This window comes from Pseudomonas guariconensis, from assembly GCF_024127895.1.
Taxonomy (GTDB): Bacteria; Pseudomonadota; Gammaproteobacteria; order Pseudomonadales; family Pseudomonadaceae; genus Aquipseudomonas; species Aquipseudomonas guariconensis_B.
The window spans coordinates 52,758-78,010 of sequence record NZ_JAMYBK010000014.1 but is presented as its reverse complement, the minus strand read 5'-3'; the positions used below and the strand labels follow the sequence as shown (position 1 = coordinate 78,010).

The following is a 25,253-nucleotide window of genomic DNA, read 5'->3' as shown; positions in this document are numbered from 1 at the left end:
GGGTATAATCCTCGGCTTGTTTTTTGCCCGCCAAGACCTTCAGTGGATAGGGTGTTATGTCCGGAAAAGCGCAACAGCAGTCTCGTATCAAAGAGTTGATCACCCGCGGTCGTGAGCAGGGCTACCTGACTTACGCGGAGGTCAACGACCACCTGCCTGAGGATATTTCAGATCCTGAACAGGTGGAAGACATCATCCGCATGATCAACGACATGGGGATCAACGTATTCGAGAGTGCTCCGGATGCGGATGCCCTGCTGTTGGCGGAAGCCGACACCGACGAAGCCGCAGCCGAAGAAGCCGCCGCCGCGTTGGCGGCGGTTGAAACCGATATCGGCCGCACGACCGACCCGGTGCGCATGTACATGCGTGAGATGGGTACCGTCGAGCTGCTGACCCGCGAAGGCGAGATCGAAATCGCCAAGCGCATCGAGGAAGGCATTCGTGAAGTGATGGGCGCCATCGCCCACTTCCCGGGTACCGTCGACTACATCCTCGGCGAATACGACCGCGTCACCACCGAAGGTGGCCGCCTGTCCGACGTCCTCAGCGGCTACATCGACCCCGATGACAGCATCGCCACGCCTTCCGAGGAAACCCCTCAGCTCGGCGCCAAGGCCGCGGCCGCCAAGGAAGAGGAAGAAGAGGACGAAGAAAGCGAAGAAAACGCTGACGACAGCGAGGACGAAGGCGAAAGCGGCCCGGATCCGGAAGTCGCTCGCCAGCGTTTCGGCGCGGTGTCCGACCAGCTGGACGTCACCGTCAAGGCGCTGAAGAAGCACGGTCGCGGCAGCGATGAAGGGATCGCCGCCCTGCAGGCCCTGGCCGACCTGTTCATGCCGATCAAGCTGGTGCCTAAGCAGTTCGACGTCCTGGTCGAGCGCGTACGCAGCGCCCTGGAGCGTCTGCGCGCCCAGGAGCGGGCCATCATGCAGCTGTGCGTACGTGATGCGCGCATGCCACGTGCCGACTTCCTGCGCCTGTTCCCAAGCAACGAAACCGACCAGACCTGGAGCGGCGACCTGTCCAAGCGCAACACCAAGTGGGCTGCCGCCCTGGGTGAGAAGAACGCTGCCATCGTCGCCTGCCAGCAGAAACTGATCGACCTCGAGAACGAGACCGGCCTGACCGTCGCCGAGATCAAGGAAATCAACCGCCGCATGTCCATTGGCGAGGCCAAGGCCCGCCGTGCCAAGAAGGAAATGGTCGAGGCGAACCTGCGTCTGGTGATTTCCATCGCCAAGAAGTACACCAACCGCGGCCTGCAGTTCCTCGACCTGATCCAGGAAGGCAACATCGGCCTGATGAAGGCGGTGGACAAGTTCGAATACCGTCGCGGCTACAAGTTCTCGACCTATGCCACCTGGTGGATTCGCCAGGCGATCACCCGCTCGATCGCCGACCAGGCGCGCACCATCCGTATTCCGGTGCACATGATCGAGACGATCAACAAGCTCAACCGTATTTCCCGGCAGATGCTGCAGGAGATGGGTCGCGAACCGACGCCGGAAGAGCTCGGCGAGCGCATGGAGATGCCAGAGGACAAGATCCGCAAGGTGCTGAAGATCGCCAAGGAACCGATCTCCATGGAGACCCCGATCGGTGACGACGAAGATTCGCACCTGGGCGACTTCATCGAGGACTCGACCATGCAGTCCCCGATCGACGTAGCCACGGTCGAAAGCCTGAAGGAAGCCACCCGCGACGTGCTCTCGGGCCTGACCGCACGCGAAGCCAAGGTGCTGCGCATGCGTTTCGGCATCGACATGAACACCGACCACACCCTCGAAGAAGTGGGCAAGCAGTTCGACGTGACCCGCGAGCGGATCCGTCAGATCGAAGCCAAGGCGCTGCGCAAGCTGCGCCACCCGACTCGCAGCGAACACCTGCGATCGTTCCTCGACGAGTGATGACGAACCCCGGCCCAGGCCCAATGTCAGTCAGTTAAGCGGCGCTTTGTCATTTTTTGGGCTACCTTGCAGCCCATCGCCGGCAAGCCGGCTCCCACAGGGACCGCGGCGGCCCCACATGATGCGGTTTGCACGGACAATGTGGGAGCCGGCTTGCCGGCGATGGGGCGCGAAGCGGCCCCAAATGACAACTGAAAGTCTTAACTGACCGGCATTGGGCGCAGGGCCTGCTTTTTCTTGTAGCTTGCCGCTTGAAAGCCCCGCCACTGATCCGGCGCAATGCCCGGCAGCCTCGTTTGTTGCAAAATGCTCAACACTGCGCTCCGGCCTCGGTTGTTTTTACCGGGGCCGGATGGGTTTATGATGTCCGGCTATCCGGGGATGGCCAGATTTCCCCTGCAAGGAGTGTTGCATGACCTTTTCCTTTGTCGCCAAGGCAGGTGTCCTGCTGGTGTTCTTCGGCAGCGTCCTGTTCGTGCACCTGCGCGGCAAGGCGCGACTGCCCGTGCTGCGTCAGTTCGTCAACCATTCGGCGCTGTTCGCCCCCTACAACAGCCTGATGTACCTGTTTTCCGGCGTGCCCTCCAAGCCCTACCTGGACCGCCAGCGCTTCCCCGAGCTGGACGTGCTCAAGGACAACTGGGAAGTGATCCGCGCGGAGGCCATGCGCCTGTTCGACGAGGGCTACATCCGTGCCGCCGAGAAGGATAACGACGCCGGCTTCGGCTCGTTCTTCAAGAAAGGCTGGAAGCGCTTCTACCTGAAGTGGTACGACAAGCCGCTGCCCTCGGCCGAAGTCCTGTGCCCCAGGACCGTCGAGCTGGTCAGCCGCATCCCCAACGTCAAGGGCGCCATGTTCGCCCTGCTGCCCGGCGGCAGCCACCTGAACCCGCACCGCGACCCGTTCGCCGGCTCCCTGCGCTATCACCTGGGGCTGTCCACGCCGAACTCGGACAACTGCCGCATCTACGTCGATGGCCAGCCCTACGCCTGGCGCGACGGTGAGGACGTGATGTTCGACGAGACCTACGTGCACTGGGTCAAGAACGAGACCGACGTGACCCGCGTGATCCTGTTCTGCGATGTCGAGCGCCCGCTCAGCAGCCCGCTGATGACCCGCATCAACCGCAAGGTCAGCGCCTTCCTCGGCCGTGCCACCGCGCCGCAGAACACCGATGACGAGCGCGTGGGCGGGATCAACCAGGCGTACGCCTGGAGCAAGCGCTTCAGCAACAAGATCAGTGGCCGCGTGAAGCAGTTCAAGCGGGCCAACCCCAAGGCCTATCGCGTGCTGCGGCCGGTGTTGGCGGTGGTGGTGGCGTACCTGCTGTATCGCTGGTTGTTCTGAGGTCATCGTCATATGGGGCCGCTTCGCGCCCCATCGCCGGCAAGCCGGCTCCCACAAGGTGGTCGAGTCGATCACAAATGAGGTGGTTCGCAGGATCGTGTGGGAGCCGGCTTGCCGGCGATGGAGCACGAAGCGGTCCCAAGAATGACGAATCACCGCGATCCTGCTTGTCCGGCAATGATTCCATCGCTATAGTTGGATCCATTCACTTCTCCGAAGACCTGTTCATGCCAGCCATCCCTTCCACCACCGCCGTCGTCCTCGCGCCTGTCGCGGGCATGGTCGTGCGTGGTAGCCAGCAGCCGGTCATGATCAGTCACTACCCACCACCTGTCAGTGGCGTCGTAGGCGGCGTAGCTCCGCCTCCTCGCGCAGTGGTGCTGGGCTGAGCGGCTTCTGGCCGTCTGCCCGCGCACGCGCAACCTACTGAACACGGTCGGCTACTTCCCTCGCTAACGCGACAGCCCGCCGTTCGGCTCATTTGCCCGACTACAGGTGGCAATACATGTCTGTCTTTTCCAAAGCATCCGTGGCCTCGGCGGCCACCACCAGCCTGTTCGTCCTGCTGTGGAGCAGCGGGGCGATCGTCTCCAAGCTCGGCCTGGCCCAGGCCAGCCCCTTCGCCTTCCTCCTGCTGCGCGCAGCCCTGGCGCTCGCCGGCCTGCTGCTGATCGGCCCCTTGCTCGGGCTGCGTTGGCCGCGTGGTCGGGGCGCGATCCTGCGCGCCCTGGGCACCGGCTGCGTGCTGCTCGGCGCCTACCAGATCTTCTACCTGCTGGCGCTCGACACCCACGTCACCCCTGGCGTCATGGCCACGGTCATGGGCGTGCAACCGATCCTCACCGTGGTGCTGATGGAGCGCCAGCGTTCCTGGAGCCGGCTGTTCGGCCTGGGGCTGGGGCTCGCCGGGCTGGTGATGGTGGTCTACCAGGGCATCAACCTGGGCGGGGTATCCCTGGCCGGGATGCTGTTCGCTTTGCTGGCGCTGGCCTGCATGACCTTTGGCTCGATCCTGCAGAAGCGCATCACCGATAACCCGATGGGTACCCTGCCGCTGCAATACCTGGCCGGGTTCGCCCTGTGCGCAGTGTTCGCGCCGTTCCAGGCGCTGCACGTGCAATGGAGCACCAGCTTCGTCGGTGCGCTGTTGTGGATGGGGCTGGTGGTATCGCTGCTGGCGACCCTGCTGCTGTACCGGTTGATCGCGCGGGGCAACCTGGTCAACGTCACCAGCCTGTTCTACCTGGTGCCGGCGGTGACCGCGGTGATGGACTACCTGATCTTCGGCAACCGCCTGGCGCCGCTCAGCCTGCTGGGGATGGGGCTGATCGTGGTGGGCTTGCTGTTCGTGTTCCGCAAGCCGGCGCAGCGGCTTGGCGAGGTGGAGCAGGCGGGATAGGCCCCTTGGCGGGCAACTCGTCGAGCTAGCTCAAGGCCCTGTGGGAGCGGGCAAACCTGCTCCCACAGGGCCGAGGCGATCACTGAGGGTGCGATTGGCGGCCTCAGAAGTAATAGCCAATGTTGATGTTGGTCCGGTAGTACCAGTCGTTGCTGCCGATGGAGTCGGTACTGGTCCAGCCGGTGCCGTTCTCCGCGCCGCCGAAGGGGTTGGCGTTCCTGGCCCAGGTCAGGTCGACCCAGGCCATGATCGGCATGGCGAGGAACTGCGCACCGACGGTGATCATCTGCGAGTCGTCCCAGCCGCTCTTGTCCTTCATCATCCGGCTGTAGTCGGTATACACCTTGATTTTCTTCAACTGGCCCAACCTGGGGGTGAAGATGTCGTAGCCGACGTTGAGCGAGCCGAGGGTGGCCTTGGAGGCGATCAGGTAGGCCGGGGTCAGGCCGTTGCCGCCCATCAGCACCGCATCGTCGCTGACCCCCTCGGGGTTTTTCGGATCGTATTCGTAGCGGATGGCCTGGCCGGTCACGGTCCAGGGGCCGGCGTTGACGATCGCATGCACGCCGCCGGCCCAGTAGTCGCCATCGTCGTGGGTGGTGGCGTTGTAGAGTTCGGCGGCGGCCAGCGATGCGCCGATCTCGGTTTTCCAGCCCTCGCCAGTGAAGGTCCTGGCTACACGGGCATTGACCTGGTTACGTTTCTCGTTGTCCTGGCGTGAATGGATGAAAGGCACGGCATTGTCGTCGAGGTCGGCATAGCGGCCCACTTCCGGCGAGTAGCGGATGCCCGACGGCAGCATGCGTGGGAAGTAGCCCAGTTGCAGGTCCCAGTCGCTGTCCTTGTAGCTGTACTTCAGGCCCGTACCGGCACTGACGCCATAGCCCATGAAGAACGGAATGTGATAACTCCAACCGAACTGTGGGTAGGGTTCCAGGCCGAACGGCTTGAACGGTGCGCCCAGTTGCAGGTTCGAACGGGCATCGAAGCGATAGCCGATGTAGCCACGGTCGATGGAGCGCTTGCCATCGTCCTGGAACCAGTAGCCGACATCGCTGAACAGGCGCTTGTGGCTGGCCTGGACATCCAGGCGGAAGGTGTCGAAGAGAAAGCGCCCGTTGTTCTCGGTGGTGTCCCAGTGTTCGTCCCGGTAGTTCACCCGCAGGGCGCCGCCGATATCCAACGAGCTCTCGCCGTCGTCGCTGCGCCAGGCGATGTGCGGGAACGGCTTTTTCACCGCAGGTGGTTGGTCTGGCGCCGCGGGGCCAGGCTCGGAGGCGAACGTGGCGCAACTGCCGATGATCAGGCCCAGGCTTATCACATACTTGTTCATATCGATGCCCCACAAGGTTGAGCAGTTTCCGCTGGCGACACCGATCCCTGCCTTGAATCAGGCATTCAATGGGAAGTTGGCGTGGCAGGCGGCGGACTGGAAGGGTTGGGTTTTTATTGTTTTATATATGACACGCTGTTTGAACTATGAATTCGGGAAAGAAATAGCAGAAACCGTGCCAGTGGGGTGGTGTGTTCTGTTTTCTGAAAAACCAATATAAATCAGTTATTTATATTTGGAACGTGCTGGTTCGTGCCGTATTTGGAACGCTTGGAAAGAACGTAACAAGGCGGTGCCGTTGTTGTGCATCCAAAGTGCACAATGAACGCTAATGGGGCACTTGGTGTTTTGCCGGCGAATAAATAGCAGGCTCTTCAAGTCATTGGATGGGCAAAAAAAGGCCGACACTTTCTGGTCGGCCGAATGATGCGCTTTGAGCTTATTCAAAGGCTGGCGTTTTCTTGAGACTCCGGCACCCCGATCGATTAAAGGTCGAGCACCAGCCGTCGGCTCTTGCAGCCGGACACGCACACCATCATCGAGGTGTTCGCAGCCCGTTCGGCCTTGGTCAGCACCCCGTCGCGATGGTCGATGTCACCTTCCAGCACCCGGGTCTCGCAGGAGCCGCAGACGCCTTCGCGGCAGCTGTACTCGACATCGCACCCCGCCTCGAGCAGCACATCGAGCAGGTTCAGCCCAGGTTCCACGGCGAGGGTCTTGCCAGACTTCTTCAGTTCGACGCTGTAGCTGTCCTGGGCATCTTCCGAGGGCGGCAGTTCGGCGGCGGTGAAGCGTTCGATGTGGGCATGCGGGTAGCCGAGGCTTTCGCAGGTGCTTTCGAAGGCGTCAAGCATCGGCGTCGGGCCGCAGCAGTAGAAATGCGTGTCGCTCGGCTGGCCGGCCAGGTAGCTGGCCAGGTTTGGCACGGCGTCCTTCTCGTCGTTGAAGTGGTAGACCACCTTGGCGTCGAGGCCGCTGAGTTCCTCCAGCAGCGCTGCTTCCTTGCGCGAGCGGGCGCAGTAGATCAGCTCGGCGGATTTCCCCAGGGCCAGCAACTGGCGGAACATGCAGTAGATCGGCGTGATGCCGATACCGCCGGCCACCAGCACGCTGTGGCTGGCCTGTGGATCGAGGGGGAAGTTGTTGCGTGGTGGCGAGATGTTCAACTGGGTGCCGACCCGCAGTTGCTCGTGGACGAACTTCGAGCCACCGCGGCTGTTGCGGTCGCGCAGGATGCCGACCACATAGCGGCCCTTGTCGCTCGGCGAGTTGAGCAGCGAGTAGCTGCGCACCAGGCCATTGGGCAGGTGCAGGTCGATGTGCGAGCCGGCTTCGAACGGTGGGAACACGGTATCGCCCCAGGGACGCAGTTCGACGCTGAGGATGCCTTCGGCTTCATGGCGCAGGGTGTGGACCAGCGCGGTGAGGGTAGGGGTGTTGGACATCGGTCACCTCGATGGCGCAGTGCGCAAGTCAATGTCGAGCCGGGCGCTGGCTTCGATTTCCACCAGCAGTTCTGGAAACACCAGGGCACTCACTTCGACGAGGGTGGAGGTGGGGTAGCAGGCGAACCCCTCGAAGAAGTCGCGGCGGGCACGGCCAACGGCGTCCTTGTCGGCGATCCGGGTGACGTACACCGTCAACCGGTACAGGTTGCCGACATGCCCGCCGGCGGCCTCCACCAGCGCCTTGGCCTTGCCCAGCACCTGCAGGGTCTGGGCGTAGGCATCCAGCGGCGCGCCGGCTTCGGCGGCCTGGCGTGTCGCCGGGTGGGCGGTCATGCCGGACATCACCAGCTCGTTGCCGATCAGCAGGGCGTTGGACCAGCTGGCCGTGGCCAGCTCGTCCAGGCCCGGGGCCTGGATTCGCTGTACGGCCTGGTTCATAGCTGTTTCGCTTCGATCAGGGCCAGTTGCTCCTTGGCCTTGCCCTTGAGATAGCGGCGCAGGCGCACCACGCCCAGGTCATGCTGGTAGAGGTTCTCGCGCTGGTTGGCGTCGGGCTCCATGAATTCCAGCAACACCCGGTCCTGCTCCAGCACCGCCCAGTGGCGGGCTTCCAGGCGGTTCTTGTAGAGGAAGCGCCAGGTGTCGCGCTGCCAGCCGGTCAGCGGCCGCGCGCGCCAGTGGAACACGGCGGACAGGGCGCGGCTGCTGGGGGTGTAGCTGCCGATGATGGTGAAGTTGCCGCCGGGGCCACCGGTCTTGGGGTAGGGGATCTCCAGGCGCAGCCAGTGGCAGCCGTTGTCGAGGAATTCGGTCCAGTCGAAGTTGACCCCGCGCTGGCCTTCCTTTTCGAAGAAGAAGCCCTGCTCGGTGTCGCGGGTGACGAACTTGGCGGTGGCTTCGCCTTCGCTCATGGAGTGCGACATCTTGTGCAGGTAGGTCCCGTGCATCGGGTCCATGACGTTGTCCAGCACGTAGCGGTAGTCGCCCTTCCACTCGGTGTAGCAGAGGAAGCTGCTCCATTCGGGGGAGGTCAGTTGCTCGGGCAGCACCAGCTCTGGCGGTGTTTCCAGGTGTGGGTCGGTGGCGTTGAACAGGAAGATCGCCCCCGCTGCCTCGCGGGTATGGAACATCCGCGTCGAGCGGCTGCCTTCGAGCTTGCAGCCGGGGCTGCCAGGCACCTTGACGACGGTGCCGTCGCAGCGCACTTCGACGCCGTGATACGGGCATTGCAGGCGGTCGCCCAACACCGGCCCCTGGGACAGCGGCGCGCCACGGTGGGGGCAGTGGTCCTCGAGGGCATGGACACTGCCGTCGTTGTCGCGCCACAGGGCGATCTTGTAGCCCAAGCGGCGGATCGAGACGGGCTTTTCGCCCAGCAGTTCCGACGGCAGGACCGGGAACCAGAGATCTTTCAGGCCATTGGCCAGGTGTTGCTCAACAGGGTCGACGGTTACGTGCATGTTCATCTTGTTCTACCTCCGGTGGGTCATTCGCCCAGCCGAGCCATCAGGGTTTTATAGGCGTCCTCGGTCCACTCTCCGGTGGTCAGCGGGCAGGGCGGGCCGGCCAGGTTCAGGTGCGCCAGCAGCTCGCCCAGCTCGGTCACGCCACTGCCGTAGGCGCGCTCGATGGAATCGCCGAGCAGGTCTTCGAATGGGGTGTTGGGCCGTTTGCGGGCCTGATGGGGTTGCAGGTAACGCTCGGTATCGCTCATGTCATTGGCCTCCATTGCGGACCCGTTCGCGGATCGTTTCGCGGACCGGGACAAAGTCGTACGTCGGGTAGCATTCGGTGCGGAACACGCCCCAGGCGGCGCGTTCCAGTTCCACATTGACCTTGCTCAGCAGGCTCGGTGGCAGGCGCAGGGTGACGATCTGGCCCAGGCCCATGGCCACGGTCCAGGACACCACCTCCACGCCCTCGGGCGGAAAGCTGTCCCACCAGCCCACCTGCTTCATGTGGCCCTGGATCTGTTCCAGGTTCTTCGACTGGTCGTGCCGCAGCACCACCGTCAGCAGCATCGATTCGCTCATGGCTTGCCCTGCTCCTTGGCCTTGTCGGTGAGGAACTTGCCTTGCGGCGCCTCGACATGCTGCTGGCGCCGGGTATGGCCATCGATGCCGCCGGCGATTGCCCATTCGGCGAACACCGTCGGCCCTGGCTCGAATTCCCGGGGTTGCCAGTCGCCGGTCAGTTGATCCTCGTCGGCGTAGTACTCGACCAGCGCACCGGCCGGGTTCTTGAAGTACCAGAAGAACGCCGAGGACACCGGGTGGCGGCCTGGGCCGATCTCGGTGCTCCAGCCGCAGCGGGAGATGTGCATGCCGCCGCCGAACACCTCGTGCAGGTCGCGCACGGTGAAGGCCACATGGTTGAGCCCGGCGCGTGGCGCCGGCAACTGCAGCATGAACAGGTCGTGGTGGCCGCCTTGCTCGGCGGTGCGCAGGAAGGCGCCGCGATTGGGGTAGCGGTCCGAGGCCTGGAAGCCGAAGCGCTCGTGGTAGAAGGCCTCGCAGGCATTGACGTCCTTGACGAAGAACACCACGTGGCCGACTTCGATGGGCGTGGCACGCTCGTAGACCGGCGCGGGCTTGTTGATCCGGCCCTTGACCTGCCAAGTGTTGTGGCCGCTGCACTCGATGTCCAGCGGGCGTTTGCGGGTGACCTGCAGGCGGATCGCCAGGCCGTTGGGGTCGGTGCAGCCGATGCGGCCGTCGCCCTCGACGAAGCCCGGGTCATTGGCGATGCGCTGGCTGTACAGCGCCAGGTCTGCCTCGCTCTCCACGCCCCAGACCACCTCGCGCACGGTCGAGCCCGGCTCGATGGCCGGCGGCAGGCCGGGCTTGTCGAGGTGGGCGAGCACCACCCGGCAGCCGTTGAGGGTTTCGAAGATCACTTCGTCGGCTTGCTCGCTGACCTGGGTCAGGCCCCAGTCGGCGAAGAAGCGCACGCAGGTGTCCAGGTCTTCCACACCGTAGGTGACTTCGTCGATGCCCAGTACGCTCATGGCCTTGCCTCCACACCGGCCCAGGCCAGTGGTTGTTGGTTCATGCCCCAGTAGAGGCTTTTCTGTTCCATGTACTGCAGGATGCCGAGCCGGCCCTTTTCCCGGCCCAGGCCGCTGTCGCGCCAGCCGCCGAACGGGGTCGAGATGGAGAACTGCTTGTAGGTGTTGATCCACACCGTGCCGGCCTGCAGCTTGCGACCCAGGGCCCAGGCGCGCTTGTAGTCGCGGCTCCAGATCCCGGCGGCGAGGGCGTACAGGCTGTCGTTGGCCTGCTCGACCAGTTCGGCCTCGCTGTCGAAGGGCATGGCCACCAGCACCGGGCCGAAGATTTCCTCCTGGCAGACCTGCTGGTGGTTACCCAGGCCTTCGAGGATGGTCGGTGGGTAGAAGTAGCCCTGGTCGAAGAGGCCGCCGCTGGGGCGTTCGCCACCCAGGCGCAGGCGGCCGCCTTCGGCCAGGCCGAGGGCGACGTAGCGCTCCACGGATTCACGGTGCGCGGCACTGATCAGCGGGCCCATCTGCGTACCTTCGTCGGCCGGGTCGCCCAGGCGCAGTTGCGCAGCGGCGGCGACCAGGCGCTGCATGAAGGGTTCGTACAGGGAACGGGCGACGAACAAGCGCGAGCCGGCGATGCAGGCTTCGCCGGAGGAGCTGAAGATGCCGTACAGCACACCAGCCACGGCGTGGTCCAGGTCGGCGTCGTCGAGGACGATGGTCGGTGACTTGCCGCCCAGCTCCAGGGACACCGGCATCATCTTGTCCGCGGCGATATGGGCGATGTGCTTGCCGGTGCGGGTACCGCCGGTGAACGATACACGCTTGACCAGCGGATGCCGGGTCAGCGCGTCGCCGAGCAGCGAGCCCTTGCCTGGCAGCACGCTGACCAGGCCCTTGGGCAGGCCGGCGTCCTCGCAGATGCGCGCCAGTTGCAGGGCCAGCAGCGGGGTGATCTCGGCCGGCTTGATCACCACGGCGTTGCCGGCGGCCAGGGCCGGGGCGACTTTCTGCGCTTCGCTGGCGATCGGCGAGTTCCACGGGGTGATCGCCGCGACCACGCCCATCGGTTCGTACACGCTCATGCTGACGAAGTCGCCGCGCGACGGGGTGATGGTTTCCTCCAGGGTTTCGCAGGCGGCGGCGAAGAACTGGAAGGTGCCGGCGGCGCTGGCCACCAAGGCACGGGTTTCATTGATCGGCTTGCCGTTGTCCTGGCGTTGCAGCTGGGCCAGTTCCTCGCTGCGCTGGCGGATCGCCTCGGCGATGCGGTAGAGCACGGCGGCGCGTTCGTGGGGCTTGCGCTGGGCCCAGCCACTGTTGAGAAAGGCCTGGTGGGCGCCTTGTACGGCGAGCTCGACATCCTCGAGGCTGGCGGCGTTGAGCCAGGCCACCGGCTCGCCGGTGGCCGGGTAGCAGGTGGCGTAGCGCTCGCCGCCGCCCAGGCGCCAGGTACCGGCGACGCAGATGGGTAAGGTCTGTTCCAGAGTCATTGGCAGTCCCCTAGATGGAAATGGCGTGGGCATGGTTGCCCAGGGCCCGGACCACGCTGTAGACGGTCAGGGCCGAGGTTTTCGGGTTGGCCTGCAGCGGCTTGCCGCGCAGGCTCATCTCGAAGCCGCCGAAGGCGCCACGGGCTTCGAAGTGATGGACGTTGTCCTCGCTGTGCGGGTCGGCGACCAGCGTCACCCGGGTACGGTCCAGGCCCAGGCCGGCCAGCGACAGGGTGGCGGCGACGTTGGCGTTCTTCGGGTACAGGCGCGCCGCTTCGCGGGCGCTGCCTTCGAAGATCACCGTGGCCTCGCGCAGGCTGTCCAGGTCGCAGACCTGCTCGGCCGGGGTGTTCTTCCAGGCCCGCGCCGGCTTGCGCCCGGTGTAGTCGACCGAGTCCAGGCCGCCGACCTTGGCCGCCGACAGGGCGTCGATGCCGCCGATGGCGCCGGGCAACAGCTCGATCCGCGTGTTGCCACGGGCCGCCGCCGCTTCCAGGCGTTCGACCAGGCCGACCTGCGACAGTGCGCCGACCGAGACGATCAGGCAGGCGATGCCGCGCTCCAGGGCCGGCAGCACGTGTTCCTCGATGGCCCGGTGCCCGGCGCACTCGACCAGCAGGTCGGGGCGGGCGTCAGCCGGCAAGGCGGTGAGCACTTCGGGCGGCTGGCGGAAGCTGCCCAGGCGCTGGCGTACCAGGTCTTCGGAACCGGCCGAGGCGATGACCGCATCGACGCACAGTTGCGGGTCCTGCTCCAGCAGTTCGAGCACGCCAACGCCGATGGCGCCGCAGCCGATCATGGTGATATGCAACATGGCAGGTTCCTCAGGCCGTAGCCTTCTGGGCCTTGGTTTCGCTGTTGGGCGGGCCGGCGAACTGGGTGGCGAAGCTGCCGACGCTGAGCATGTCCACTTCCAGCAGGAAGGGGCCGCTTTCGCCCAGGGCACCTTCGAGCACCGGGCCGAAGTCCTTCAGGTCGCGGACCAGGCCATGGCGCAGGCCGATGGACTCGGCGAGCTTGGCGTAGTCCGGGGTGTGCAGCTCGACATAGGCATGGCGGGCACCGTAGATGGCGTCCTGGATGTTGCGGATCACCCCGTAGCGTTGGTCGTTCATCAGCAGGATCACCACGTTGGCGTTTTCCTGCACCAGGGTCGCCAGTTCGCCCAGGTTGAGAATGAAGCCGCCGTCGCCGGCCAGGGCGAAGACCTTGCGCCCGGGCGCTGTTTCCGCCGCCGCCACCGCCGCGCCGATGCCCATCGCCAGCCCCTGGCCGATACCGCCGCCCAAGGCATGCACGCCGGCCAGCGGGTGGTAGAGGTTGAGCAGGCGGTTGCCCCAGATGCTGTTGGACAGGGTCACGTCGCGCACCCAGGAGAAGTTGCGCCCGGTCAGGCCCTGCAACTGTTCGACCATGGCCGAGTAGGGGCCGAGGTCGGCGACCAGTTGCGCCCGCGCCTGTTCGCGCACCGCCTTGAGCTCGGGCAGGAAGTTCGGGTCGATGCGCAGACGGCCTTGCAGGCGGTCGGCCAGGCCGTCGAGGGCCAGCGCCGAATCGCCGCAGATGAACAGGTCGCTGGGGTAGCTGCGGCCTTCGATGGCTGGGTTGGCGTCGATGCGCAGGGTGGTGCGCGGCAGCTTCAGGGCGTACTTGAAGGTCTCGTTGCTGCGCAGGCGTGAGCCGGCCACCACCAGGGCGTCGCAGGTCTGCATGAAGCCTTCGACCAGTTTGTTCTGCGAGAAGGCGCCCAGGCAGCGCTCGTCGTCTTCGTTGACCACGCCACGGCCCTGGGTCGAGGTGATCACGCCCACGCCCATGTCCAGCAGGCGCTTGACCTGTGGCCCGGCGTGGCGGGCGCCGCCGCCGAGCCAGAGCAGCGGGCGAGTGGCCCCGGCCAGGCGCTCGGCGACCAGGTCCAGGGCTTCGGCGGCGGGCACCGCCACCGGCACCGGCAGCGGCGACAGGTCGCTGGGCATGGGGATGAGGGTGGACTGGATGTCGATCGGGATTTCCACGCTGACCGGGCCGGTGGGCGCGGTCAGGGCGGTCTGCACCGCCAGCTTCAGGGTGCTCAGTGCGGTCTCCACGCTGCGCACGCGGAAGGCGGCCTTGGACACGGCCTTGAGCATGGTGAGCTGGTCGCGGGCCTCGTGGATGTAGGCCAGCTCCTGGTCCAGGTAGGGTGTCTCGATCTGCCCGGTGATGTGCAGCAGCGGGGTGCCGGCGGTCAGCGCCTCGACCATGGCCCCGGCAGCGTTGCCGGCGGCCGTGCCGGTGGAGGTCAGGCACACGCCCAGGCCGCCGGTGGTGCGGGCATAGGCATCGGCCATGTTGGTGGCGCCGGCTTCGCCGCGGGCCATGACGAAGCGGATGTTGCCGCGCACGGCGAAGGCATCGAGGATCGGCATGTTGTGGATCGAGATCACACCGAACGCGGCCTTGACCTCGCATTGCTCGAGAAAGGCGGTGATGACGGCGCCGACGGTGACAGTGTTTTCATTACGCATGGCGGGACAGGCCTCCGGATACATCGATATGGCTGCCAGTGGTGTAGGCCGACAGGGGCGAAGCCAGGAACAGGATGGCTTGGGCCGCCTCTTTGGGCAGGCCCAGGCGACCCAGGGGAATGTGTTTGCGTTGGGCCAGGCGGGCGGTCCATTGGGCCCAGTCCAGCTCGCGTTCTTCGCGGGCCTCGAAGCGTCGGCGCCATTGCCCCGACTCGACCAGGCCGATGAGGATGCCGTTGACACGGATATCGTGTTCGGCGAATTCGAAGGCCATCGAGCGCACCAGGTTCTTCAGCCCCGCACGGGCGGCGGAGGTGGCGACCATGTGCGGCTCCGGCTGGCTGGCCAGCAGCGAGTTGACGCAGACGATGGAGGCGCCGGCCTGGCCCTGCAGCTGGGTCATGAAGGCACGTACCGGATGGATCACCGAGAAGAACTTCAGGTGCAGCTCGTCGTTCCACGCCTCGTCGCTGGTGTCGGCGAAGGTCGAGACCCGGCCTTGCCCGGCGTTGTTGATCAGCACCTGGGCCGGGCCGAGCGCGGCCAGGCTGGCTGCGGCGAAGGCCTGCACCGAGGCGGGGTCGAGCACATCGCAGACCTGGGCCAGCAGGCGGGCTTCGGGGAAGCGTTCGCGCAGGCTGGCCTCGGCGCTGCGCAGGCGCTCGGCGTTGCGCCCGCAGAAGGCCACCCGGGCGCCAGCCTCGAGCAGCAGCTCGACGCAGGCAAGGCCGATGCCGGAAGAGCCGCCGGTGACGATGGCGGTGCGCTCATGCAGTTGGTAGAGGTTCATTTCAGTCCCTCATCAACGCGGTGACACGGCCTTGGCCGCTGTGGGGCGTGTAGTTGAGCAGCCTGGACAACTCGTCGGCGCTGCCACGGACCTGGCCGAGCAGGTTGTCGAAGTTGATGTGGTTGACCTGCACGGTGGGGATGGTCACCCCCAGGGCGGCGACCACTCGGCCACTGGCGTCGCGCACGGGGGCGGCGACGGTGGAGATGGTCGACTCGAAGAAACCTTCGCCGCTGACATAGCCGCGCAGGCGATCGGCCTGCACCAGGTCGAACAGCTCCAGCACGGTTTTCGGGGTGCACGGCGAGTGCTGCTCCAGGTGTTCTTCCGGGTACAGCTCGCGCAGCTCGGCCAGACTCAGGTCGGCCAGGAGGATACGCCCGAGCACCGTGGCATGGGCGGGCAGGCGGGTGCCGACGGTGACGGCGGTGGAGAACACCGAGGGCGGCGAAACCTTGGCCACGTAAACGATCGAGCGACCGTCGCGCACCACCAGGTTGCTCGGGTAGTTCAGGCGGTCGCACAGGTGGGCCAGCAGCGGCTGGCCCAGTTCGGTCAGCTCCAGCGACGCCAGGTATTCGAAGCCCAGGCGCAGCACCGACATGCCCAGGCGGTACTCGTTGCCGCTGCGGGTGACGAAGCCCATGGTCTCCAGGGTGGTCAGCAGGCGGAAGATGGTCGAGCGGGGCAGCGCCAGGCGCCGGGCCAGCTCCGGGGCGGTCAGGGTACGGTTCTGCCGGCTGAATTCGCACAGCAGCAGCAAGCCGCGCTCGAGGCCAGGGACGATGTACTTGTCCTGGTTGTCTTTCAACGAATCCGTATCGTTCATAGCACAGTACCTGTGGGGGAAGCGTCCAGTGCCAGGGCCAGGCGCCCGGTCACCGCATCGGGTTGTTCGATGGCGCAGGCATGGCCGGCACCGGCAATCAGGGTGAAGGGCGCGGCGAAGGCGTCAGCCACGGCCTGGCAGTCTTCGGGCCGGGTGATGCCGTCGGCGCTGCCGCAGTGCACTTCGCAGGGTACGGCCTGGCGGCTGTAGCGCAGCAGATGGTCGCCGCACAGCAGCTCGACCGCCTGGCGGTAGCCGTGCGCGTGCAGGCGCGCCATGTTCCACTGCACCCAGGCCTGGGCCGTGGCGCTGGCCGTCGCCGAGAGCATGTGCGCGCTGCGTGCCTGGGCCATGCGGGCGATGCCCAGGCGCTGCAGGTTGTCCAGCCGCTTGGCGCGTACCGCCCGGCCTTGCTCGGCCAGTTCAGGCGCGCCGTAGCCACGGGCCGGGCTGAGCAGCACCAGGCGGCTGACCCGGCCAGGCTGGGCCTGGGCGAAGGCCGCCGCGGTCAGTGCGCCCAGGGAGTGCCCGACCAGCACGCAACGCTCGATGTCCAGGGCGTCGAGCAACTGCGCCAGGCGCCGGGCGTAGTCGCAGGCTTTCGGTGCGGCCATCGGCAAGGGCGCGGACTGGCCATAGCCGGGGGCGTCCCAGGCGATGACCCGCGCCCGCTGGCCCAGCGCCAGGGCCACCTGCAGCCACGACGCGGCGCCCGAGCCGATGCCGTGCAGCAGCACGATGGCCGCGCCGCTGCCCGCCTCGCGCACGGCCTGCGGGCCGTCGTCCAGGCCCAGCACGCGCTCGGCGAAGCTGTGCTGCAGTTGCCGCAGCAACGGCGCGACGGGGTTGTCGATGACCGGGTCCATGGCTCAGCCGCGCTTGATCGAGGCCAGCGGGTGGGCTGGCGGATAGGTCGGGGTCACGGGTTTCTTGGCGCCGAGCATCACGCACATCAGGGCGTCTTCGTCGCCGATGTTGATCTCCTCGCGGTAGACCCCTGGCGGTACCGAGATCAGGTCGCGGTCGGTGAGCACGGTCTCGAAGCGTTCGCCGTCCTTCTCGATGATCACCTTGAGCTTGCCGCGCAGCACGAAGAACACTTCCTCGACGTCGGTGTGCAGGTGGGGCGGGCCTTCATGGCCGGCTGGGATGACCATGGTGGAGAAGGTGAAGTGCTCGGAAGGGATGGTGTTCATGTCGCTGCTGACACCGGTGCCGCCGGTGCCCACGTAGCGCATCTGCGCACGGCGGAACTTGGGGTCGTAGTCGGCCTGGAACTTCAGCGCATCCCAGTCGTAGCGGCGGGTCTCGTAGCGGGCGATGCGCGTCTGCATCCAGCCGGCCAGGTCGGTCCCGGCGGGTTGTTCCCAGGACTTGGGGGCGTCGTGTTGGGCAGAAAGGTCGGTCATGGTCTTCTCCTTGCTCAGGGCATGACGAACCCGCCGTTGACCGGCAGGGTTTGTCCAGTGATGAAGCGCGACAGGTCGGACAGGGCGAACAGCACGGCGCCACTGACGTCGTCGGGCAGTTGCGGGCGCTGGATGGCCCGTTGTTCGGTGTACAGGCGGTGACGGGCCTCGGGCACGTAGGCGGTGGCCTCGACCAGCACCAGGCCGGGGGCGATGGCATTGACGGTGATGTTGTCGTTGCCCAGCTCGCGGGCCAGGCTGCGGGTCATGGCGATGACCGCGCCCTTGCTGGCGACGTAGGCCAGCAGGTTCGGCGCGCCCCACAGCGGGGTGTCGGAGGCCAGGTTGATCACCGCCCCGCGACCGCTGGCACGCAGGGCCGGCAGGCAGGCACGGGTCATCAGCCAGGTACCGCGGACGTTGACCTGCATGACCTGGTCCCAGGTCTCGATGTCCAGCTCCTCGCAGCTCTTGCCGCCGGAATTGGTGATCGAGGCGTTGTTGACCAGGCCGTCGAGGCCACCCAGGCGCTTGACCGTGCGCTCGACGCAGGCGTCGATGGATGCGGGGCTGGCCAGGTCCAGGGTCACGCCGCTGACGTCCAGGCCCTGGGCCGACAGGTCGCAGGCGGCCTGTTGCACACGCCCGGCGAGCACATCGGCGATCACCACGCGGGCTCCGGCCTGGGCGATGGCCTGGGCGAAGGCGTAGCCCAGGCCCCTGGCGCCGCCGGTGACCAGCACCCGGCGGCCTGCGAGCAGGTTGTTGAAGGTACTCATCATTGGCTACTCAGCATGGCTTTGGGGAGGTAGTGCAGGACGCGCTTCTCGGCCCAGACCACCGCGCCGTAGGCGAGCACGCCGATCAGGGTGAGCATGACGATGGCGACGAACACCCCGGCGGTGTTGCCCTGGCCTTCGGCGTCCACCAGCAGGAAGCCCAGACCCTGGTTGCCGCCGACCAGTTCGCCGACGGTCACCCCGATCACGGCCAGGGTCGAGGCGATGCGCAGCCCGGAGAACAGCGCGGCCATGGCCGAGGGGAACTCCACCAGGCGGAAGATCTGCCAGCGGCTGGCGTTCATGGTGCGCACCAGGTTGATCATGTCCGGGTCGACCGTGCGGATGGCCGAGAGCACGTTGATCATCACCGGGAAGAACACGATCAGGATGGCGATCAGGATCTTCGGGTAGATGGTGTAGCCCAGCCACATCACGAACAGCGGGGCGAAGGCCACCTTGGGGGCGATCTGCAGGGCCAGGATGTACGGCGAGAGCATGGCCTCGGCCGAGGGCGAGAGGCCCAGCGACACCCCGATCATCACGCCCAGCAGGGCGCCCAGGGCGAAGCCGACGATGATCTCGAAGGCGGTGATCAGGGTGTGCTGCAGCAGGTTGCCGGTCTGCCACATCAGCTGGCTTTCCTGGGCGACGCGGCTGAGCTGCGGCATGACGAACTCGGGCATGCCGAGCAGCCCCGGACCCCACTGCCAGACCACGAGGAAGAGGACCAGCAGGGCGACGCTGCCGAGCACGGAGGTGTTGAGGTTTCTCATCGGGCGATTACCTTGGTTGCGTTGGCCGTCACTTGGCCGCGGTATTGGTTTCGATGAACTGGTTGCTGTAGAGCTCGTCGAGCGCTGGCGCCTTGGTCACGATGCCTTCGCTGACATAGAACTTGCGCACCGTGTCCAGGCGTGCCGGGTCGATACGGCCGAGCACCGGCTGATCGGCGTAGACGTGCTGCACATAGAGGCGCAGGGTCTTCTCCAGCGAGGCTTCCTTGCCGGCGTAGGCCGGTACGGCGCGGGCGAAGGTGGCGGCGGCGGCCTTCGGGTCCTGAATGATGTCGCGCATGCCCTGCAGGGTGGCCTGGACCACGCCACGGACCACGTCGGGGTGCTCGGCGATGGCGTCGTCGGAGGCGAGGATGGCCTGGGCCATGCTCTCGAAGATCTGCTCGCGGGGGATCAGTTCGAGCTTGACCCCGGCCTCCTCGGCGTTGACCACCCAGTCCGGCACGGCGGCCATGGCCTGGGACTTGTTCGCCGAGAACAGTTGCCAGACACCGGACGGGCCGGCGGCCTGGATGTCCACATCGTTCTTGCCCAGGCCGGCCTTGCGCAGCGAGGCGAGCAGGGCGTAGTAGGTGGTGTCGGAATAGGACATCACGGTCAGGGTCTTGCCTTTGAGCTGGCTCACCGAGCGGATGTGTTCGTCGGCGTTGGTGGCGATCATGGTGACCCCACCGCCCCCGAGCACGGCCACGGCGCGCACCGGGATGCCATTGGCGCGCACGATGATCGGGGTATCGCCGATGGCACCGCCGACCATGGCATTGCCGGCGCCGATCTGCTTGGCCACATCGACGCCGCCCTTGGCGGCGATGAAGGTGACGTCCAGCTCGCGGTCGCTGTAGTAGCCCTTTTCCTTGGCGATGATCCAGGGGGCGAAGGCCGGCGAGCTGGGCGGTGCCGGCAGCAGGTAGGTGACCTTGGTCGGCTCGGCGCTGGCCTGCAGGGCCAGGCCCAGGCCGAGGGCCAGCAGGGAGGTTGGTGCCAGGCGCTTGAAGAATGACGTGAACATGCGTACTCCTGAGTCGGTGGATGGGCCGTTGGGTGCGTTGCTCAATGCAGCTCGGTGTCTTCGCCGACTTTCAGCAGCTCCATCAGGCGCCCGGCCAGGGGGCCGATCTCGGGCAGCTTGCGGCGCTCCAGCGGGTTCTCGCGAAACGGCAGGTCGATTTCGATTTCTTCGATGATGGTGCCGGGGCGCGCGCTCATGACCAGCAGGCGGTCGGACAGGGCGATCGCCTCGACCAGGTCGTGGGTGATGAACAGCGCGGTCTTCTTCTCTTCGAACAGCATCCGTGCCAGGTCCTGCTGCAGGATCATCTTGGTCTGGGCGTCGAGGGCCGAGAACGGCTCGTCGAGGAACAGCACCTGCGGGTCGATGGCCAGGGTGCGGGCCAGGGCGGCGCGCTGGCGCATGCCACCCGACAGCTGGAACGGGTAGTGGTCGGCAAAGCCTTGAAGGTGGCAGCGTTTGAGCAGATCCTCGGCGATCGGCTGGCGCTTGGCGGCGGGCATGCCCTGGATCTCCAGGCCCAGTTCGACATTGCGGCGGATGCTGCGCCAGGGCATCAAGAGGTCTTTCTGCAGCATGAAGGCGACCTTGGACACCGGGCCGTTCACCACCTCGCCACCGACTCGCACCTCGCCCTCGCTGGGGCGGTACAGGCCCGAGCCCATGTTGAGGATGGTGCTCTTGCCGCAGCCGGATGGGCCGATGATCGACACCACTTCGCCACGGCGGATCTTGAAGTTCACGCCACGGATGGCGAAAGGCGCTTCGGGCTGGCCTTTGGCCTTGAAGCATTTGCCGACGTTGTGAAACTCGATTTCCGTCGGTGCCGGGGCGTCCTGGGGGGATGGGGTATCCCAGCGCTGGGCAATTGCGTACATCTCTTTCACAGCCATTGGGGAGCTCTCTGGTCTGTTTTATAGGTGGTACGCCGTTTAGTGCATGAACAATGCCAGGTGGCTGAATGCGCCTGTTTAATTGAAAAAATGCTTGTTTATTAATGGCTTGAAGGAATTTGGCAAAAAACGCTGCGTTTTATATATGAAGCGTGGTTTTTTATATGGCACGAAATTGCACAGCGGCAGGGCACTGCAAAATGAAGGTGCGAAGAAGAAGGGCGTTTCTGGTAACGGTGTAGGAAACAACGTTACGTAATTGTTTCAGGGGTGAAACCGGGGCGCTGCGGTGTGGCCTCTTTGGGGCCGCTTTGCAGCCCATCGCCGGCAAGCCGGCTCCCACAGGGGACTGCGGTGTTCACGCATCATGTGTCATGCAGAGGATCGTGAGAGCGGCCGGCATTGGGACAGGCCTGCGCTGCTCTTGAGAACAGCGCAGGCCTGTGGGAGCTGGCTTGCCAGCGATGGGCCGCGAAGCGGCCCCGCTGCCAGCAGCCGACGTCAAGCCCGCGAGGGCCTCAGCACCAGCCACAACGCCAGGCCAATCAGCACGCCACCATACAGGTGCGCCATCGACAGCGGCTCGTCCAGCAGCCATGCCCCCCACAGCACGCCGAACACCGGGATCAGGAAGGTCACGGTACTGGCCTTGACCGGCCCGATCTCGCCCAGCAAGCGGAAGTACAAAATGTAGGCGAACGCCGTGCACAGCAGCCCCAGGCCCAGCAGCGACGACCACACCTCCCAGCCGCCCCAACTGGTCGGCGGCTGGCTCAGGGCGCTCCAGGCGAACAGCGGGGTCAGCAGCAGGGTGGCGCCGAGCATGCTGCCCAGGGCCGACAGGCGGCTGTCCAGGCCGCTGACCCAGCGCCTGGCCAGGTACCCGGCGAAGCCGTAGCAGGTGGTCGCTGCCAGGCAGGCCATGGCCCCTTGCAGCAAGGCCAGGTCCAGGGCGACCGGGCCGGCGCCGCTGAGGATGCCGACGCCGAACAGGCCGAGGAAGATGCCGCAGAGCTTGGCCAGGGTCATCGGCTCGCGGAAGAACAGCGTGCCGATCAGCACGCCCATCAGGGGCGTGGTGGCATTGAAGATCGCCGAGTAGCCGGCCGGCAGCACCTGGGCCGCCACCGAATAGAAGGTGGCGGGGATGCCCGAGTTGATCATGCCCAGCACCAGGCAGGCGCCGAGCTTACCGTCGAAGTGCCAGGGAAGGCGCGCGGCGGCGAGGATGGCCATCAGCCCCAGGCAGGCGATCGACACCCGGAAGAATGCGGTCGGCAACGTGCCGAGCTCCGGGGCGATGATGCGCATGAACAGGAAGCTCGCGCCCCAGACGGCGGCAAGGGTCAGCAGGCGGGCGAGGGCGATGGGGCTCACAGCGGTCTCCGGTGGCAAGGCAGGGGCGCGAGTGTACGCCACGGTGGAGGGGCGTTTCTTGTCCTTTCTTGCTATGCAATCCTGTCGGACGGCCTGGGGCCTGCGGGAGAGGCGATTCGATCGCTCGATCTATTGGGGCCGCGAAAGGCCCCCTCGAACACTGCAAAAGGACCTAAGCTCACCCCTTGAACCCCAGCACAGAGGTCCCCTGCATGTCCCAGTCATGGCCGGCGGCCGAGATCGCCCGGATGATCCTCGATGGCTTCGACGACTACCGCGAGCATTTCCGCCGTATCACCCTCGGCGCCCGCGAGCGCTTCGAGCAGGCGCTCTGGCAGGAGATCCAGCGGTCGGCGGCCGCGCGCATCAACCTGTACGAAGAGAAGGTCGGCGAGGTCAACGGCTGGCTGCGCCAGGGGTTCGCCGAGGACGTGCTGCTGGACGTGGAGCAGTGGCCGCTGGTCAAGAGCGCCTACATCCGCCTGATCGACCCTCGCCTGGACGACGAACTCTCCGAGACCTGGTACAACTCGATCTTCTGCAGCCTGTTCAGCCATGACCTGATCAACGATGGCTGCATGTTCATCCATACCACCCGCCCGTCGATACGCGGCCACGAGCGCGCCGCCCAGACCCGCACCTACCAGCCTGACGGCAGCCTCAAGGGGCTGTTGCGGGCGATCTTCGCCGATTACCCGTTCAGCGTGCCCTACGGCGACCTGGAGGGCGACGTGGCACGCCTGGAAGAGCAACTGCGCGAGTGCCTGCCGGACTGGGTGTGCAAGGACCCGGCGCTGGCCGTGGAGCTGTTTTGCCCGGTGCTCTACCGCAACAAGGGCGCCTACCTGGTCGGGCGGCTCTACACCCCGGACGAGCAGTGGCCACTGGTGATCCCGCTGCTGCATCGCGAGGGGCACGGCATCGAGGCCGACGCGTTGATCACCGATGAAGCCGAGGTGTCGATCATCTTCTCCTTCACCCGCTCGTACTTCATGGTCGACGTGCCGGTGCCGGCGGAGTTCGTCAATTTCCTCAAGCGCATCCTGCCGGGCAAGCACATCGCCGAGCTGTACACCTCGATCGGTTTCTACAAGCACGGCAAGTCGGAGTTCTACCGGGCGCTGATCAACCACCTGGCCGCGACCGACGACCGTTTCGTCATGGCGCCCGGGGTGCGGGGCATGGTGATGAGCGTGTTCACCCTGACGGGCTTCAACACCGTGTTCAAGATCATCAAGGACCGCTTCTCGCCATCCAAGACCGTCGACCGGGCCACGGTGATCGACAAGTACCGCCTGGTGAAGAGCGTCGATCGCGTCGGGCGCATGGCCGATACCCAGGAGTTCGCCGATTTCCGCTTCCCCAGGAGCAAGTTCGAACCGCAGTGCCTGGCCGAATTGCTGGAAGTGGCGCCGTCGACCGTGGTCGAGGAGGGCGACACGGTGCTGATTCGCCACTGCTGGACCGAACGGCGCATGACGCCGCTCAACCTCTACCTGGAGCAGGCCAGCGAGGCCCAGGTACTGGAGGCGCTGGAGGACTACGGCCTGGCCATCAAGCAACTGGCGGCGGCGAACATCTTCCCAGGCGACATGCTGCTGAAGAACTTCGGCGTCACCCGCCATGGCCGGGTGGTGTTCTACGACTACGACGAGATCAGTTTCCTGACCGAGGTGAACTTCCGCCACATCCCGCCGCCACGCTATCCGGAGGACGAGATGTCTGGCGAGCCGTGGTACTCGATCGGGCCCCACGATGTGTTTCCCGAGGAGTTCCCGCCGTTCCTGTTCGCCGATATCGGCCAGCGGCGGCTGTTCAGCCGCTTGCATGGGGAGCTGTACGACGCCGACTACTGGAAGGGGTTGCAGGCGGCGATCCGCGAAGGGAAGGTGATCGATGTGTTTCCATACCGGCGCAAGGGGCGTTGAGCGAAGGTCGGTGCCAGGGGCAGCTTCACCCCTGCATGCACTTGAGCCCGCTGAAATCGCTGCGCACCTTGGCCAGCCGCTCCTGCAGGAACTGGCGCTGGCCCGGGGTGCTCTGTTTCATCAGGTCCACCAGCAGGTGGCGGGTCTGCTGTTCGCTGTTCTGGAAGGCGATGCGGTATTCCGGCGTCCACAGGCTTTCCTTGCGCTGCAGCAACTGCGCCAGGCGTGGCTCGAAGCTTGGGGTGTCACGCTGGTTCATCACCAGCAGCAGTTGCTGCTGCCAATGGGCGCGGTTGGCGATCCACTGGCGGTTCTGGTCGCCCAGGGCCTGGGCCCAGGTCAATACCCGTAGGCGCTGTGTGGCATTGAGCTCGCCCAGCCAGGGTTTGAGGCGCTTCTCCATGCGCTCGGCGCGTGCCTCGATCTGCCGGGACAGCGGCGTCTCGACGTAGCGGGTCTGGCGCTTGCGGATGTCGTCGCGAAAGGCCTGGCGCATCTCGCCGACCTGCTCGTCGCTCATGCCGCGCAGCAGTTCGGTCGCCGAAGGGGTGATCGCCTCGGCAACCCGGCCGATGGCCTGGCGCGCCTCGACGATGCGCTGTTGCAGGGCCTGGTCGGTGACCTGGTCGGTGGCGATCATCCGGCGGATCTGCTCGAGCCAGTCCAGGTAGCCAGGCAACTCGGTCTGGCAGTGCCAGGCCAAGTGCTGCTCGAGGCGTTGGTCGAGCCAGGCCTTCTGCTGGCGGTTCATGTTCAGGTAGTCGCCCAGCGACCAGGGCACCAGCACGTCGAGGTTGCGGTAGGCCAGGTCGATGCGGCTGCAGGCCACCACGGCCAGGGCCAAGACCAGGACGATCAGGGCGGTGCGCAGCGTGCGGGGCGGGTGTGCAGGCATGGGCGAATCCTTGCTGAAACGGGCCGGGCGCTGGACGCATGGGCGAGGCCTGCGTACCTACGGCCAGGCGGCCGGGCGGGTTCAGGTGTAGAATAGCCGTCTTGTCTT

The 25,253-nt window shown here is 65.8% G+C and carries 25 protein-coding genes; 5 read left to right on the top strand and 20 right to left on the bottom strand.

All coding sequences use genetic code 11. The features are described from left to right. Window positions 1–56 precede the first annotated feature (56 nt). From rpoD to NJF35_RS15585, 4 genes are all read left to right on the top strand, one after another. Entirely contained in the window at window positions 57–1,910 is a 1,854-nt protein-coding gene (gene rpoD, locus NJF35_RS15600) for an RNA polymerase sigma factor RpoD (protein WP_253091236.1), read from the top strand. 412 nt (window positions 1,911–2,322) lie between these two features. Further along, the gene (locus NJF35_RS15595) at window positions 2,323–3,258 is read left to right on the top strand and encodes an aspartyl/asparaginyl beta-hydroxylase domain-containing protein (RefSeq protein WP_225789828.1); all 936 of its coding nucleotides are present in this window, start codon (window positions 2,323–2,325) and stop codon (window positions 3,256–3,258) included. A gap of 227 nt (window positions 3,259–3,485) precedes the next feature. Then, window positions 3,486–3,647, top strand: a complete 162-nt coding sequence (locus NJF35_RS15590; RefSeq protein ID WP_225789827.1) for a hypothetical protein — start codon at window positions 3,486–3,488, stop codon at window positions 3,645–3,647. A 116-nt stretch (window positions 3,648–3,763) separates the two neighbouring features. After that, window positions 3,764–4,657 (top strand): DMT family transporter, encoded by an 894-nt coding sequence (locus NJF35_RS15585; RefSeq protein ID WP_225789826.1) that lies wholly within the window; start codon window positions 3,764–3,766, stop codon window positions 4,655–4,657. A 103-nt stretch (window positions 4,658–4,760) separates the two neighbouring features. On the opposite strand, the gene NJF35_RS15580 is transcribed toward NJF35_RS15585, so the two are convergent. The 19 genes from NJF35_RS15580 to NJF35_RS15490 all read right to left on the bottom strand — a co-directional run bounded on the left by NJF35_RS15580 (window position 4,761) and on the right by NJF35_RS15490 (window position 22,322). Next, window positions 4,761–5,990 carry a hypothetical protein gene (locus NJF35_RS15580; RefSeq protein ID WP_253080889.1) on the bottom strand — a complete coding sequence of 410 codons (1,230 nt, stop codon included), beginning with the start codon at window positions 5,988–5,990 and terminating at the stop codon, window positions 4,761–4,763. Window positions 5,991–6,475: 485 nt separating this feature from the next. Beyond that, window positions 6,476–7,435, bottom strand: a complete 960-nt coding sequence (locus tag NJF35_RS15575; RefSeq protein WP_225789824.1) for a PDR/VanB family oxidoreductase — start codon at window positions 7,433–7,435, stop codon at window positions 6,476–6,478. Window positions 7,436–7,438: 3 nt separating this feature from the next. Next, entirely contained in the window at window positions 7,439–7,876 is a 438-nt protein-coding gene (locus tag NJF35_RS15570; protein WP_225789823.1) for a Rid family hydrolase, read from the bottom strand. Further along, window positions 7,873–8,904: an aromatic ring-hydroxylating oxygenase subunit alpha gene (locus NJF35_RS15565; protein WP_253091235.1), complete on the bottom strand. Its 1,032-nt coding sequence runs from the start codon at window positions 8,902–8,904 to the stop codon at window positions 7,873–7,875. The genes NJF35_RS15570 and NJF35_RS15565 overlap by 4 nt, the downstream gene beginning before the upstream one ends. A gap of 20 nt (window positions 8,905–8,924) precedes the next feature. Beyond that, entirely contained in the window at window positions 8,925–9,152 is a 228-nt protein-coding gene (locus tag NJF35_RS15560) for a recombinase-like helix-turn-helix domain-containing protein (protein ID WP_225789821.1), read from the bottom strand. A 1-nt stretch (window position 9,153) separates the two neighbouring features. Continuing rightward, window positions 9,154–9,471, bottom strand: a complete 318-nt coding sequence (locus NJF35_RS15555; RefSeq protein WP_225789820.1) for a hypothetical protein — start codon at window positions 9,469–9,471, stop codon at window positions 9,154–9,156. Further along, window positions 9,468–10,445: a VOC family protein gene (locus NJF35_RS15550; RefSeq protein WP_225789819.1), complete on the bottom strand. Its 978-nt coding sequence runs from the start codon at window positions 10,443–10,445 to the stop codon at window positions 9,468–9,470. The genes NJF35_RS15555 and NJF35_RS15550 overlap by 4 nt, the downstream gene beginning before the upstream one ends. Next, window positions 10,442–11,932, bottom strand: coding sequence for an aldehyde dehydrogenase (locus NJF35_RS15545; RefSeq protein ID WP_253080892.1), 1,491 nt, complete (start codon window positions 11,930–11,932; stop codon window positions 10,442–10,444). The genes NJF35_RS15550 and NJF35_RS15545 overlap by 4 nt, the downstream gene beginning before the upstream one ends. A 10-nt stretch (window positions 11,933–11,942) precedes the next feature. Beyond that, window positions 11,943–12,746: an aspartate dehydrogenase gene (locus NJF35_RS15540; RefSeq protein WP_225789817.1), complete on the bottom strand. Its 804-nt coding sequence runs from the start codon at window positions 12,744–12,746 to the stop codon at window positions 11,943–11,945. Window positions 12,747–12,756: 10 nt separating this feature from the next. Beyond that, window positions 12,757–14,439, bottom strand: a complete 1,683-nt coding sequence (locus NJF35_RS15535) for a thiamine pyrophosphate-binding protein (protein WP_225789816.1) — start codon at window positions 14,437–14,439, stop codon at window positions 12,757–12,759. Then, entirely contained in the window at window positions 14,432–15,229 is a 798-nt protein-coding gene (locus NJF35_RS15530; RefSeq protein ID WP_225789815.1) for an SDR family oxidoreductase, read from the bottom strand. Before NJF35_RS15530 ends, NJF35_RS15535 begins: the two co-directional genes overlap by 8 nt. A gap of 1 nt (window position 15,230) precedes the next feature. Then, complete coding sequence (locus tag NJF35_RS15525; RefSeq protein ID WP_225789814.1) at window positions 15,231–16,058, bottom strand: IclR family transcriptional regulator; 828 nt, start codon at window positions 16,056–16,058, stop codon at window positions 15,231–15,233. Next, complete coding sequence (locus NJF35_RS15520) at window positions 16,055–16,924, bottom strand: alpha/beta fold hydrolase (RefSeq protein WP_225789813.1); 870 nt, start codon at window positions 16,922–16,924, stop codon at window positions 16,055–16,057. The genes NJF35_RS15525 and NJF35_RS15520 overlap by 4 nt, the downstream gene beginning before the upstream one ends. 3 nt (window positions 16,925–16,927) lie before the next feature. Further along, the gene (locus NJF35_RS15515) at window positions 16,928–17,467 is read right to left on the bottom strand and encodes a cupin domain-containing protein (protein ID WP_225789812.1); all 540 of its coding nucleotides are present in this window, start codon (window positions 17,465–17,467) and stop codon (window positions 16,928–16,930) included. Between the two features lie 14 nt (window positions 17,468–17,481). Then, window positions 17,482–18,249 carry an SDR family oxidoreductase gene (locus NJF35_RS15510; RefSeq protein WP_225789811.1) on the bottom strand — a complete coding sequence of 256 codons (768 nt, stop codon included), beginning with the start codon at window positions 18,247–18,249 and terminating at the stop codon, window positions 17,482–17,484. Next, window positions 18,246–19,022, bottom strand: a complete 777-nt coding sequence (locus NJF35_RS15505) for an ABC transporter permease (protein ID WP_225789810.1) — start codon at window positions 19,020–19,022, stop codon at window positions 18,246–18,248. The genes NJF35_RS15510 and NJF35_RS15505 overlap by 4 nt, the downstream gene beginning before the upstream one ends. 28 nt (window positions 19,023–19,050) lie before the next feature. Next, window positions 19,051–20,052: an ABC transporter substrate-binding protein gene (locus tag NJF35_RS15500; protein WP_225789809.1), complete on the bottom strand. Its 1,002-nt coding sequence runs from the start codon at window positions 20,050–20,052 to the stop codon at window positions 19,051–19,053. Window positions 20,053–20,093: 41 nt separating this feature from the next. Then, on the bottom strand, window positions 20,094–20,930 hold the full coding sequence (locus NJF35_RS15495) for an ABC transporter ATP-binding protein (protein ID WP_225789852.1): 837 nt from the start codon (window positions 20,928–20,930) through the stop codon (window positions 20,094–20,096). 516 nt (window positions 20,931–21,446) lie between these two features. Beyond that, window positions 21,447–22,322 carry a DMT family transporter gene (locus tag NJF35_RS15490; protein ID WP_225789808.1) on the bottom strand — a complete coding sequence of 292 codons (876 nt, stop codon included), beginning with the start codon at window positions 22,320–22,322 and terminating at the stop codon, window positions 21,447–21,449. Window positions 22,323–22,534: 212 nt separating this feature from the next. Here NJF35_RS15490 and aceK point away from each other — a divergent pair, with 212 nt between their 5' ends. After that, window positions 22,535–24,250: a bifunctional isocitrate dehydrogenase kinase/phosphatase gene (aceK, locus tag NJF35_RS15485; protein ID WP_225789807.1), complete on the top strand. Its 1,716-nt coding sequence runs from the start codon at window positions 22,535–22,537 to the stop codon at window positions 24,248–24,250. A gap of 25 nt (window positions 24,251–24,275) precedes the next feature. Here the strand turns inward: aceK and NJF35_RS15480 are convergent, their stop codons facing one another. Next, window positions 24,276–25,145, bottom strand: coding sequence for a DUF6279 family lipoprotein (locus NJF35_RS15480; RefSeq protein WP_225789806.1), 870 nt, complete (start codon window positions 25,143–25,145; stop codon window positions 24,276–24,278). Between the last annotated feature and the right edge of the window lie 108 nt (window positions 25,146–25,253).